Source organism: Sphingomonas sp., assembly GCF_036387595.1.
Lineage (GTDB): Bacteria > Pseudomonadota > Alphaproteobacteria > Sphingomonadales > Sphingomonadaceae > Sphingomonas.
The window spans coordinates 37,708-49,743 of sequence record NZ_DASVTL010000111.1 but is presented as its reverse complement, the minus strand read 5'-3'; the positions used below and the strand labels follow the sequence as shown (position 1 = coordinate 49,743).

Sequence of the window (12,036 nt, the reverse complement as noted above, 5' to 3'; positions counted from 1 at the left end):
GCTATACCAGCACGGTTCGCCGCGAAGCCGAGAAGCGGGGCTTTCCCTGGGCCTATTGGCAGTTCGACGGCGACTTCATCCTGTACGACCTCGACCATGATCGCTGGGTGACACCGATCCGCGACGCCCTCGTCGGGCGGTAGTGCAGCCAGCGGCGCTGCGGCCGTGGCGGAGGGCACGTCGACCTTCGTGCCGCGCAGCAGGACGCGCGCGCGGACGGCACGCACCCATGTCAAGCAATTGGAGGCCCGACCGGGAATCGAACCCGGGTGCAAGGATTTGCAGTCCTCTGCGTCACCACTCCGCCATCGGGCCTCGATGCGTGGAGCCGGCGCGCTAATGCGGCCTGCACCCCAGGTCAACCGCCAAGCACCACGCACGGGGCAAACGCATAGCGAACCCGGCCATCCCGGACGGGTTGGCGACCCGGCTCGCGCAGCGAGAAGAAGAATGTTTCGCGCGGAGGCGCGGAGGTCGCGGAGGTGTTGCGCTTCGGGGCAGCGTCTCGCATCAGAGAGGGGCGATCAGGTCGGGAGCAGCGTTGCTGCGCAATAGGCTCGCCCAGAGCGCGACACCTCCGCGAACTCCGCGCGAACCCAATCTTCTTCGCAATCCTGCTGCTTGTCAGTTGGTCAATCGCGAAGCAATCGAACGAGCGCATCCACCAGCGGCCGATCGGCGTGAGGCATGGGAAAGGCCGGCATGTCGGCAGGGCGGACCCAGGCCAAGGCGGTCGCCTCCAGCGCCTGCGGCTCGCCGGTCCAGTGCCGGACCGCATAGAGCAGCAATAGCAGGTGCCGCGTATCCAGCGCAGCGCTTGCGAAAGCGGTGGCGACCAGCGCATCCGCTGCCAGAACTATCCCGAGTTCTTCCTCCAGCTCGCGGATCAGCGCCTGTTCGGGGCTCTCGCGCGCCTCGATCTTGCCGCCCGGAAACTCCCACAGGCCCGCCATCGCCCTGCCCGGCGGGCGCTGCTGGAGAAGCACGCGGCCTTCACCGTCGATCAGCGCCGCGGCCACGACGGGCAGCAGGAAGGTCGCATTATCAGCCATTCCTTAATACCCCGCCCGCTATCCAATCGGCCATGAACGCCCGAACGCGCATCGTAAAGTCTCGCCGCGCCCGCTCGCTGCGCGCCGATACGCGCGCCGCCACCGCGGTAGAATACGGGCTGATCCTTGCTTTGATGGTCCTGGCGATCATCGGAGGAGTTACCACCTTGGCAGAGGCGACGACGGGAATGTGGAACAACGTCAATGACAAAGTAACCAAAGCACATTGATCGAACGGCGCGCGTTTAAACAATTCTCAACCCTGACGGCCTAATGATTCGCTCGCTGGTCCGGTCACCCGGTCAGCCGGGTAACTGAAGCTCTAGACACGCAGGGAGACCGCAATGCAGACCATCCGCAAGTTCATCAAGAACAACAAGGGCGCGACCGCCATCGAATACGGCCTGATCGCCGCACTGATCGCCGTCGCCGCGATCGCCGCGATGCAGGGACTGGGCAACCAGCTGAAGACGACCTTCACGAACGTCTCGACGAACATGAAGGCAACCTAAGCCACGACGGACTTTCGGGTCCGATCGGCTCGGGGGCGGCAGAGCATCTGTTCTGCCGCCCCCTTTGCTCGTCGGCGTATCACGATGGTACGCAGTCTACGCGTGCCGCTGCGCAATGCGCGCGCCCGTTACCTCCGATCAACGCCGCGGCGCTCGCTGCGCGCCGGCACGGATGCTTTTGCCCCGGTGGAATACGGCCCGGCCGATTCGCGGTGATGCTGGCGATGATGGACCATCCAGCGCTTGAGCGTTTTTTAACCCGGACGCCTTAGTTATCCGCGCGCTGGTGCCGTCACCAAGCCGAGCAACTGAAGCAGTAAACGCACAGGGGGCCGCAATGCAAACCATCCGCAAGTTCATCAAGAACAACAAGGGCGCAACCGCCATCGAATACGGCCTGATCGCCGCGCTGATCGCCGTCGCCGCCATCGCCGCGATGCAGGGCCTGGGCAACCAGCTGACGACGACCTTCACGAACGTCTCGAGCAACATGAAGGCCACCTAAGTCCGCAAGAACTTTCGGGTCCGACCGGCTGGGGGTGGCGGGGCATCTGTTCTGCCGCCCCCAACGCTTGTCGGCGAATAGCGATGTTGCATCATCTACGCGTCCTGCTGCACAATGCTCGCGGCGCTACCGCTATCGAATGCGGCCGGATCGCAGCGCCACCCCGCAGGCGATCCGTTCAGAGCCGGCCCATGGCCAGGAATTTCTCGCGGCGCGCACGCCGCAGTGCGGCCGGCGTCTGCGCATCCAGACCCGCAAGCGACCGCTCCAGCGCATCGCCCAGCGCGGCGATCGCCACCGCGGGCGCGCGGTGCGCGCCGCCGACGGGCTCGATGATGATCGTGTCGATGACGCCGAATGCCTTCAGATCCTGCGCGGTCACCTTCATCGCCTCGGCCGCCTCGGCTGCCTTGTCGGCGGTGCGCCACAGGATCGAGGCACAGCCCTCCGGCGAGATCACCGAATAGACCGCGTGTTCGAACATCAGCACGCGATTGCCCGCCGCCAGCGCGACCGCGCCGCCGGACCCGCCCTCGCCCACGATCACCGCGACGATCGGCACACCCGCCGCCAGGCAAGCCTCGGTCGATCGCGCGATAGCCTCGGCCTGGCCACGCTCTTCGGCCTGGATGCCGGGAAACGCGCCCGACGTGTCCACCAGCGTCACCACCGGCAGCCCGAAACGATCGGCGAGCTGCACCAGCCGGATGGCCTTGCGATAGCCCTCCGGCTTGCCCATCCCGAAGTTGTGCTTCAGCCGGGTCGCGGTGTCGGATCCCTTCTCATGGCCCAGCACCATGACCTTGCGCCCGCGGAACGTCGCGAAGCCGCCCTGGATCGCCTGATCGTCGGCAAACGCGCGATCACCGGCGAGCGGGATGAACTCATCGAAAAGGCCGGCGACGTAATCCTTGAAATGGGGCCGTTCGGGATGGCGCGCGACTTGCGTCTTCTGCCACGGCGTCAGCCGCGCGAACGTGTCCTTGAGCAATTTGTCGGACTTGGCCTGCAAGCGCGCGACATCGGCGGAAATATCGACGTTGCCGTCGCTGGCGGTGTCGCGGAGTTCGTCGATCCGCGACTGTAGCTCGGCGATCGGCTTCTCGAAATCGAGGAAACTGGGCATCGGCGGCGGTTAGGGCGGACGAGGGCGCCCGTCAACGCGGCGGTTGTCCTGGCGCCGACAGAGGGAATGTCAGGGATCGGTCAGCGGATGGCGCGTGTTGACCAGTTCGACCAGGCGGCTTGCATCGACGTGCGTATAGATCTCGGTCGTGGCGATGTCGGCGTGGCCGAGCATCGCCTGCAGCGCGCGCAGATCGGCGCCTCCCTCCAGCAGATGCGTCGCAAAGGCGTGGCGCAGGACGTGCGGGCTGATGCGATCGGGGGGCACGCCGGCATCGGCCGCCAGCGCCTTGACGAGCTGGTAGAGCCGCATGCGCGACAGGTGGGTGCGGCCCGAGGGGAACAGCCACATCCGCTCCACCGGCACATGCGCGCGCCAGGCCGCGACGGCGGCGCGGGCGCGATCCGACAGCGGCACCATCCGCTCGCGACCGCCCTTGCCCTTCAGGATCAGGAACGGCCGATCGGGCGCGATCGCATTGCGCGGCAGCGACACCAACTCGCTCGCGCGCAATCCCGACCCGTAAAGCAGTTCGATAAGCGCAGCGAGGCGCAGGTCGAGCGGATCGGCGGGATCGCGCGCCAGCCGATCGACGATCGCAGCGAACAGCCGGTCGATGTCGGCGTGCGACAGGGTTTTCGGCAGTCCCCTGCCAGCGCCGGGCCGGGGCAGCGCGGCGCCGGGGTCGTCGGCGCGGTGCCCTTCGTCGGCCAGAAAGGCGAAGAAGCGCCGCAACGCCGCCGCCTTGCGCGCCACGCTGGACCGCGCCAGCGCCGACCATTCCGCGGCCAGCCGCGCCAGCGATTCGTCGTCCGCGGACGCCAGCGCCCCGTCCAACGATCGCGACGCGAGCGCCAGGTCGCTGCGATAGGCCGCGACCGTGTTCGCCGCCGCCCCGCGCTCGGCCGCCATCATCTCGAGGAAGCGTTCGATCAGCGCTGCGTCGGGCAGCGCCGCGTCGGGCAGCGGGTGGTCAGGCGCGCGCAATGGCTTCGGCGGCGATCATCCGCGCCTCGCCGCCCAGCCCCACGGCACGCAGGGCGCCGACGATGCGATAGAGCATTTCGGGCGGCACCCCGCGCCACGCGGGCGCCTGCATGCCGATCGCGGCGAGCAGCGCGACGGTGCCGGGCTGGTTCTCACGCGCCGCGCGGTCCAGCGCACGGGTCCAGGCATTCTCCGCGCCGATGCGCACGTCCAGCGCCTGCGCCGCGCGTTCGATGTCGTCGGGAGCAAGGCGCCCCAAACCCGCCAGCCCGGCAAACAGCAACCGTTGTTTAAGCGCGGCGTCGCCGCTGCCCGAATAGCCCGCCAGCGCGCCATAGCTCAGCCGCTCCGACGAATCGGGATCGGCGAGCGTCAGCATCGCCCAGGCATCGCCGCCCTCCTCCACGAACCCGCGCCAGCGTACCGCGGTCCGGTCCAGCCCCGCGGTCAGCAGCGACGCGACGATCCGCGCCTCGTCCGCGTTGCCCGACACCGGCCGCACGCGTGCCACCGCGCGCGCGGTCAGGACCAGACGGCCATAATCGGTACGCGGCGCCGTTCCCCACAATTGCCGCATCGCTTCCAGCCGCGCGCCGATGGTGGTGCCGGTATAGGCCATGCGCAGATCCTGAGCCGCGGCGCTTGCCGGCGCGGGCACGTCGTCGGCCGCGTCGATCGCGCCGTAGAGATCGACCAGCGCCAGGTTGGAAAGCACCCCCTGTCCCGCAGTCGCATCCGCCACCGCCGCGCGCTCGGCGAGCGGTATGGCCGGCGACAGCGCGCGCCAATACGTCACCTGCCGCCCGGCACCGGCATAAAGGTCGTCGGGGATCGCCGCGCCGGTCGCGCTGGCCAGCCCGAAGCGCCAGATCGTCAGCCGATCCACGCCAGGCCATTCGATCGTCACCGCGCCGCCGCCGCCCGCCGCGCCGATGACTTTCTGCGCCAACAGCAGGTCCACACCGCTCGCCACGCCGCGCCGCCGCGCCGACTTGAGCAAGGCGTTCGCACGCGTCGTTCCGCCGGCCAGCGCCGCGCACATCGCCTGCGCCATCGTCCAGCCGCGCTCGCCGGTAGCGCGCGCACCCGCGTCCGCCAGCGGGCACAGCCCCGCGGGGTCGCTGGTCGCCAGCATCGCGTTCATCGCCACCTGATAGAGTTTGGGCGTGTAATTGGCGTTGTCGACGCCCTGCACCACCGCACGCGCCGACATCGCCTCTCCCATGCGCAGCAGCAGCCAGGCGCGCTCTGCGGCATAATCCGCGCCGTTCACCCCGTCCGGCGTCCGCAAGCGTGCCGCCAGCGTGCGCCGCAGCAGGATCGACATCCAGCGCGACGGCAGCGGCGCATCGAGCCTGCGCATGAGCCGTTCGAGGTAAGGCCCGTCCGCGCTGCCGAAGGCGTCCGCCGCAATCCCGCTTTCGCGCGCATCCGCCGCGCCCACCAACGCCAGCGACCGCCGCGCGGACACCGGCATCTCATATTGCGCGAGCAGCGCGGCATCGGGCGTCGGCGTAGCGCTGGGCGTAGGGGACGGTGTTGGCGAGGGGGTGGGAAGCGGCTGGATCGTCGTGGACGGCGTGATGGCCGCCGGCGTGCCGGTGGCCACCGGCGTATCGCCGCCGCGCGGCGCCGGGCGTGCCGGCGGGGCCGCGGGTTCGCCGAAACCGGGCGGGAGGATCGATTCGGGCCGGTCCTGCCCTATGGCGGGGAGCGCGACGCCGGCCAATGCCAGCGTCAGCGCGACCCTAACCCTGGAGGTTCGCAAGCGACACCGGCTTCTCGACGCGGGTCTGGGGGCGCTCCGTCGCGCGGCCGGCGAGCAGGAACAGCGCGCCGATCACGACCACGAGGACGACGACGATCGAGACGAGAAAGCGGGACATGATGACCTTTGCAAAACGGGCGCGGCTGTTGCCCGGCGCCGGCACGCTGTATAGCGCGGGGCCTGATGTTGCAAAGCCCGGCTCCCGAAACGGCCAACGAAGGCCCGCCCGCGCCGCCGCGCGCCTGGGACGGCGGGCCGATCGTGCTCGTCGGGCTGATGGGGGTCGGCAAGTCGACGGTCGGGCGCCGCCTGTCGCAGCGGCTGCACCTGCCCTTCGTCGATGCGGATAACGAAATCGAGGCGGCGGCGGGCATGGGCATCCCCGAAATCTTCGAGCGCTTCGGCGAACCCTATTTCCGCGACGGCGAACGGCGGGTGATCGCGCGGCTGATCGACGGCACGCCAAAGGTCATCGCGACCGGCGGAGGCGCCTTCGTTCAGGACGAGACGCGCGCGCTGATCCTGAGCGAGGCCACCGCGATCTGGCTCGACGCCGATCCCGACGTGCTGGTCGATCGCGTCAGCCGCCGCGACACCCGTCCGCTGCTGCGTGGACGCGATCCGCGCGCGGTGCTTCGCGAACTCGCCCGCGTCCGCAACCCGCTCTATGCGCAGGCGCACATCCGCGTCCTGAGCAACCGTTCGCCGCACGAGGTGACGGTCACCGCGATTCTGAAGGCGATCGGCCGATGAAGACCGTTACCGTCGAACTCGGCGCGCGCACCTATCCGATTCTGATCGAGGCCGGGTTGCTCGCCCGCGCGGACCAGCATCTGGCGACGCCGACGAAGGGTCGCCGCATCGTGATCGTCGCCGACGAGAACGTGACGCAGCATCTGGCGACGCTCACCGCCGCGCTTGGCGGCGCTTGCGAAACCGTCATCCTGCCGCCGGGGGAATCGAGCAAGAGCTGGGCGATGCTCGAACGGCTCTGTGATGCGCTGCTCGCGCATGGCGTCGAGCGCGGCGACCTGGTGGTGGCGCTGGGCGGCGGCGTGATCGGCGATCTCGTCGGTTTCGCATGCGCCATCCTGAAACGCGGCTGCCGCTTCGCGCAGGTGCCGACGACGCTGCTGGCGCAGGTCGATTCGTCAGTCGGTGGCAAGACCGCGATCAATGCGCGCGCGGGCAAGAACCTGATCGGCGCGTTCAAGCAGCCCGAGATCGTGCTGATCGACCCACAGGTGCTCGACACCCTGCCGGCCCGCGAACTGGCGGCAGGCTATGCCGAGGTCGTCAAATACGGGTTGATCGACGATGCCGCCTTCTTCGCCTGGTGCGAGGAGAATGGCACGAACCTGCTCGCCGGCGATGCGCAGGCGCGCGACTATGCGATTACGCACGCGGTGTCGGCCAAGGCGCGGATCGTCGCTCTGGACGAATATGAAACCAACGGCACCCGCGCGCTGCTCAACCTGGGCCATACCTTCGGTCATGCGCTGGAGGCGGAAGCGGGCTTTTCCCAGGCGCTGATCCACGGTGAGGCGGTGGCGGCGGGATGCGCGCTCGCGTTCGGCTTCTCGGCAACACGCGGCTTGTGCACGGAGGAGGATGCGGCGCGCGTTGCCGACCATTTCCGCGCCGTCGGCCTGCCCGACGGGCTTGCCGCCGCCGGCATCGACGCAAGTCCGGCCAAGCTGGTCGCGCACATGCGCCACGACAAGAAGATGGACGCGGGGACGCTCCCCTTCCTCCTCGCGCGCGGCATCGGCCGCACCTATCTGGATCGCTCGGTCGATCTCGCCGAGGTCGAGGCGTTCCTGGCCCACGCGCGCTGATGCCCGACGGCACGGCGAAGCGCGACCTGCCGGAAAAAACCTGCCCTGCCTGCAACCGCCCGTTCGCCTGGCGCAAGAAATGGGCGCGCGACTGGGACCAGGTCGTCTATTGTTCGGATGCTTGCCGCAGGAAACGGTGACTCACCCGCGCGTCGCGATCCACGCCAGCCACACCCAGCCGGCGATCAGCAGCAGCCCGCCCATCGGCGTGATCGCCCCCAGCCAGCGTGGCAGCCCGAGCGCCATCAGGTACAGCGTTCCCGCGAACACCGCGCCGCCGATGACGAACAGCCAGCCCGGCCCGCGCGCCTCCATCCTGAGCGCGACGAGCGCGGCGACCGCGTGGACCAGCTGATATTGCCCACCCGTCTTCAGCCACTCCGCCGCTGCGCCGCTCGCGCCATGCGCCCCGAACGCGCCTGCACCCACCGCCACCGCGCCCGACAGCGCCGCCAACAGCATCAAAAGGTTCATGGCCGCACTCTCGCATCCTGGAGGATCGCGCCGTCGATCCCGGCGCGCATATCGCCGGTGTCGGACTGCGCCCTGAGCCGTTCGGCATCGCGGTCGCGGTAATCGTTTTCGCTGCGATCGACCTCCGCCAGATCGACGCCGATCTCATCGAGCGCAAGGCGGGCCATGCACACCGCCGATTCGAACACCTCGCGCACCGCGCCCTTCATCGGTCCGCCGGCCATCTTGATGAGACTGCGCCGGTCATAAGCGCGTGCGAACACAGCCGTCTGGGGAAAGGCGTGCGCTACCGACGTCAGCAATTCGGCGTCGATCGCATCGCCGTCGATGCAGAACAGCAGCAATTGCGCCTCCCCCGCCCCCGCCTGACGCAGCAGATCGAGTCGGGTGCCATCGCCGTAATACACCTTGGCGCCGAACGACCCCGCGGTCTCGATCATCTCGGGATCGCGGTCGATCAGCGTTACCGCGATCTTCTGCAGGATCAACATCTGCGCCACCGTCTGGCCGAAGCGGCCATAGCCGACGACGATCGCGCTGGCGCCATCGGCCTGCGGCACGGCCAGCCCTTCGTGCTCGCGCACCGGCGCCGCCCGGAAGCGGCGGGTGGTCATCATCAGGAACGGCGTGGTCGCCATCGACACGGTGACGATCGCGGTGAACAGGCTCGCCGCCTCGGGCGCGATCAGCAGCGCCTTCTGCGCCTGCGCAAACAGCACGAAACCGAATTCGCCACCCTGGCTGAGCAGCATGCCCAGCGCCAGCGCCGGCCGCCAGGGCATCGCAAAGGCACGCGCGATCCCGAAGATGATCGCGGTCTTCGTCGCGATCAGCGCGATCGCCATGCCGGCCACGAAGAACGGCCGTTCCGCAATGGCGTTCAGATCCAGCATCATGCCGACCGCCAGGAAGAACAGCCCGAGCAGGATCGAGCGGAAGGGCTCGACATCGGCCTCCAGCTCGTGCCGGTAAGGGCTGTCCGCCAGCATCACGCCGGCGACGAACGCGCCGAGCGCGGGCGACAGCCCCAGCGCTTCCATCACCGCAGCGGCGGCGATGACGGTGAACAGCCCGGCGAAGACGAACATCTCCCGCTCGCCCAGATTGCCGATCAGCCGGAACAAAGGCCGCAGGATGAAACGCCCGGCGAACACCAGCCCCGCGACCGCCAACACCGTCTCGACCGCCAGCAGCCAACCCGGCACGGCATCGACGGGCGCGGGCGCGCGGCTGAGCGCCGCCACGATCGTGATGAGCGGGACGATCGACAGATCCTGGAGTAGCAGGATCGAAAAGGCGCGCTCGCCCACCGGCGTCTTCATCCGCCCCGCCGATTGCAGCATCGGCAGCACCTGCGCGGTCGACGACAGCGCCAGCGGCAGGCCGAGCGCGAGTGCTGCGGCCCAGGAGAATTGCGCCGCGCCCCATATCACCACCGCCAGCGCGACGCCGCACAAGGCGACCTGGAGCAGGCCAAGGCCGAAGATGTCGCGCTTCATCTGCCACAGCCGGGTGGGACTGAGCTCCAGCCCGACGAGGAACAGCAGCAGGGTAATACCGAATTCGGCCAGCCCCAGTTTCGATTCGGCGTCGCCGATCAGCCCGAGCACATGCGGACCGACGACCATGCCGGCGACCAGATACCCCAACGTCGCGCCCAGCCCGAGCCGCCGGAAAAGCATCACGAAGACCAGTGCGAAACCGAACAGAATCACCCCGTCGCGCAGCAGCGACACCGGTTCATCCATCGACACGAACCCGTGCGGCGGTTTCCGCGGCCTCGGCGGCGGCCTCGAACGCCAGCCGGATCGACGCATGTCGCGCGCTGTGCGCCAGCGCGGGTTCGAAGATCGCCAGGCCGGGCCAGTCGGGCGCCGCGCCTGCGCCTGCCAGCCACTCCGTCAGCGCATCGCGCGCCTCGGCGAGTTCGGCCGGCGTGCGCCCGATAACATTAGCGCCGAGCAGCGACGCCGCCGCCTGCCCCAGCGCGCAGGCCCGCACCAGCAGCCCGACCGCGCTCACCCGCCCCTGTTCATCAACGTCGATGTCGATCGCCACCCGGCTGCCGCAGATCGGCGACCGTCGCTCCGCCGTGGCCATCGGAGACGCCAGCCGCTCGTGATGCGGGATCGACGCCGCGAGCCGCAGGATCTCGGCATTGTAAAGCGGTGCGCTCACGGCGCGGCATCCGCGCTCGCGTTATCCGGCGCCTCACCCGCGTCGGCGGCGCGCGCGCCGAACACGGGTTGCCCGCGCCGCCGCCGATCGACGAAGTCGCCGATCCCTGCGCTGGTCGCATTCAGCAGCGGATAGGTCCGCGAATCGGTCATCCACGCCGGTCGCTGCGCTGGGCCGCCGCGCGCGGTATCGACGACCATCGCGGTCAGCAGGAACACCAGGCTGACCAGGATCAGCCCCTTGATCGCCCCAAAGCCGAAACCGAGCGCGCGATCGACCGGGCCCAGAATCGATTCGCGCGTCCGCGCCCCGATCGCGCGCGCCACCATCCGCCCGCCGAACCAGGTGATGCCGACGATCACCGCAAACGCCAGCACCGCCGCGCCCGATGCGGTGCCGACGACGCCGGTCAGCGCCTGCGCCAGCGAAATGTGAAACAACTTCAACCCCGCCACCACCGCGACCCACGCGAACAGCGACAACACCTCGGTCACGAACCCACGCTTGAAGCCAAGCGCGGCCGAGCCGAGCACGGCGAGGAGAACGATGATGTCGAGAGCGGTCAGGGCCATGACGACGCTCCTAGAACGGCGCGCGCGCGCGGACAACGATGTGCATGCCTTGCGGTAGTTTGGGTGTGGTGGGCAGCGGTCCTACCGCTTTGGCGGCACTGGTGGCAGGCAGGTAGAAGCGGATTTAGCCGCCACCTTTGCATCGAACTTTTGCATAGCCGGAGTGCCGGAATTTGGGGCATTCTGAGGTGATGCAAAATCTGTGAGTTTCGCATCAAGAACGCGGAAACTGGTGGTTAGCGGACCTAAGCAGATCAGTCGGGCCAGGAGGATCGTTGACGTGGTATTCCGAGTAGCCGGTCAAGGCTGCGCGCGTACCATCGATCGTTCAATCGCCCAGGAGCGAACCACCGTCTCGATCCGTCTGGCATTTTACGTAGCTCTAGTACTACTCGAACAGTCATCAATCTGCGTTCAAAGGCAAGAGTACCGGCCGTTGGTTCGTCATATACCTCAAGGTTCGACAGTTTTGGCCCTTTCAGTACACGCTTGATCCGGAGTATTGCTGGAACTTCAACAGTACCCCTGTAGCCATTTACGCGAATTACATCGGCATCGACGATTGCATCACTTTCGACAAGGATTCCGGCAGCCCGAGCTTCAAGCTCAGGTTGCGATGGCCGTATATAATTACGGCTGGCTTTTTCACGTGCTTCCGCTACTTGCGGTCCAAAGAGCAGCGTAGATGCCTAGAGCAGTCGAAGTTTCATATGGAGGATTAATAAAGCCCTGAGATACGTATGCAATGGGTGTAAGCGGAGGAGTGCCGATGACCGCTAATGGGCGTCAGCCGACTGGCCGCTTTGCGCCTGTGCGTTGATGCAAAACCCTTGATTTTTGCATCAGGGACGACAGGCCGCAGGATTCATGACGGCAGTCGAACGATCCTGGTCGGGCGCAGTCGCCACTTCCCCGCTGTCCTACAACCATTGCGCGTGCAATGAAGACGGCGAGTCGGCGAAGGTCGGCCCCGCCCTTTCTCAATTGTCGGAAACCCAGGCGATCGGCTAGAGCGTGATGCCTT

Annotated in this window: 15 protein-coding genes and 1 tRNA gene; 6 read left to right on the top strand and 10 right to left on the bottom strand. The window is 67.9% G+C overall.

Going from position 1 to position 12,036, the window contains the following annotated elements:
* Positions 1-241: 241 nt before the first annotated feature.
* Both VF643_RS12855 and VF643_RS12850 read right to left on the bottom strand, forming a co-directional pair.
* Positions 242-315 (bottom strand) — tRNA-Cys (locus VF643_RS12855).
* A 317-nt stretch (positions 316-632) separates the two neighbouring features.
* Positions 633-1,052 (bottom strand): (deoxy)nucleoside triphosphate pyrophosphohydrolase, encoded by a 420-nt coding sequence (locus VF643_RS12850; protein WP_331043783.1) that lies wholly within the window; start codon positions 1,050-1,052, stop codon positions 633-635.
* 32 nt (positions 1,053-1,084) lie between these two features.
* Between VF643_RS12850 and VF643_RS12845 the strand changes: the two genes are divergently transcribed.
* The 3 genes from VF643_RS12845 to VF643_RS12835 all read left to right on the top strand — a co-directional run bounded on the left by VF643_RS12845 (position 1,085) and on the right by VF643_RS12835 (position 2,069).
* The gene (locus VF643_RS12845) at positions 1,085-1,282 is read left to right on the top strand and encodes a Flp family type IVb pilin (protein WP_331043782.1); all 198 of its coding nucleotides are present in this window, start codon (positions 1,085-1,087) and stop codon (positions 1,280-1,282) included.
* Between the two features lie 114 nt (positions 1,283-1,396).
* Positions 1,397-1,564 carry a Flp family type IVb pilin gene (locus VF643_RS12840; RefSeq protein ID WP_331043781.1) on the top strand — a complete coding sequence of 56 codons (168 nt, stop codon included), beginning with the start codon at positions 1,397-1,399 and terminating at the stop codon, positions 1,562-1,564.
* A gap of 337 nt (positions 1,565-1,901) precedes the next feature.
* On the top strand, positions 1,902-2,069 hold the full coding sequence (locus VF643_RS12835; protein WP_331043780.1) for a Flp family type IVb pilin: 168 nt from the start codon (positions 1,902-1,904) through the stop codon (positions 2,067-2,069).
* A 178-nt stretch (positions 2,070-2,247) separates the two neighbouring features.
* On the opposite strand, the gene VF643_RS12830 is transcribed toward VF643_RS12835, so the two are convergent.
* From VF643_RS12830 to VF643_RS12815, 4 genes are all read right to left on the bottom strand, one after another.
* Positions 2,248-3,195, bottom strand: coding sequence for an acetyl-CoA carboxylase carboxyltransferase subunit alpha (locus VF643_RS12830; RefSeq protein WP_331043779.1), 948 nt, complete (start codon positions 3,193-3,195; stop codon positions 2,248-2,250).
* 69 nt (positions 3,196-3,264) lie between these two features.
* Positions 3,265-4,182 (bottom strand): tyrosine recombinase, encoded by a 918-nt coding sequence (locus tag VF643_RS12825; protein ID WP_331043778.1) that lies wholly within the window; start codon positions 4,180-4,182, stop codon positions 3,265-3,267.
* Positions 4,169-5,950, bottom strand: a complete 1,782-nt coding sequence (locus tag VF643_RS12820; protein WP_331043777.1) for a hypothetical protein — start codon at positions 5,948-5,950, stop codon at positions 4,169-4,171. Before VF643_RS12820 ends, VF643_RS12825 begins: the two co-directional genes overlap by 14 nt.
* The gene (locus tag VF643_RS12815; RefSeq protein ID WP_331043776.1) at positions 5,931-6,068 is read right to left on the bottom strand and encodes a hypothetical protein; all 138 of its coding nucleotides are present in this window, start codon (positions 6,066-6,068) and stop codon (positions 5,931-5,933) included. Before VF643_RS12815 ends, VF643_RS12820 begins: the two co-directional genes overlap by 20 nt.
* Before the next feature lie 65 nt (positions 6,069-6,133).
* Here VF643_RS12815 and VF643_RS12810 point away from each other — a divergent pair, with 65 nt between their 5' ends.
* From VF643_RS12810 to VF643_RS12800, 3 genes are read left to right on the top strand one after another with little or no spacing between them, the layout of a single operon-like run.
* Positions 6,134-6,703, top strand: coding sequence for a shikimate kinase (locus tag VF643_RS12810; protein WP_331043775.1), 570 nt, complete (start codon positions 6,134-6,136; stop codon positions 6,701-6,703).
* The gene (gene aroB / locus VF643_RS12805) at positions 6,700-7,788 is read left to right on the top strand and encodes a 3-dehydroquinate synthase (protein WP_331043774.1); all 1,089 of its coding nucleotides are present in this window, start codon (positions 6,700-6,702) and stop codon (positions 7,786-7,788) included. The genes VF643_RS12810 and aroB overlap by 4 nt, the downstream gene beginning before the upstream one ends.
* Positions 7,788-7,928 (top strand): DUF2256 domain-containing protein, encoded by a 141-nt coding sequence (locus VF643_RS12800; RefSeq protein WP_331043773.1) that lies wholly within the window; start codon positions 7,788-7,790, stop codon positions 7,926-7,928. Before aroB ends, VF643_RS12800 begins: the two co-directional genes overlap by 1 nt.
* 1 nt (position 7,929) lies before the next feature.
* Here VF643_RS12800 and VF643_RS12795 read toward each other — a convergent pair whose 3' ends face one another.
* From VF643_RS12795 to VF643_RS12780, 4 genes are read right to left on the bottom strand one after another with little or no spacing between them, the layout of a single operon-like run.
* On the bottom strand, positions 7,930-8,262 hold the full coding sequence (locus tag VF643_RS12795; protein ID WP_331043772.1) for a DUF423 domain-containing protein: 333 nt from the start codon (positions 8,260-8,262) through the stop codon (positions 7,930-7,932).
* Positions 8,259-10,010: a cation:proton antiporter gene (locus VF643_RS12790; protein ID WP_331043771.1), complete on the bottom strand. Its 1,752-nt coding sequence runs from the start codon at positions 10,008-10,010 to the stop codon at positions 8,259-8,261. Before VF643_RS12790 ends, VF643_RS12795 begins: the two co-directional genes overlap by 4 nt.
* On the bottom strand, positions 10,003-10,440 hold the full coding sequence (locus VF643_RS12785) for an iron-sulfur cluster assembly scaffold protein (RefSeq protein WP_331043770.1): 438 nt from the start codon (positions 10,438-10,440) through the stop codon (positions 10,003-10,005). The genes VF643_RS12790 and VF643_RS12785 overlap by 8 nt, the downstream gene beginning before the upstream one ends.
* Positions 10,437-11,012 (bottom strand): CvpA family protein, encoded by a 576-nt coding sequence (locus VF643_RS12780; RefSeq protein WP_331043769.1) that lies wholly within the window; start codon positions 11,010-11,012, stop codon positions 10,437-10,439. The genes VF643_RS12785 and VF643_RS12780 overlap by 4 nt, the downstream gene beginning before the upstream one ends.
* Positions 11,013-12,036 lie beyond the last annotated feature (1,024 nt).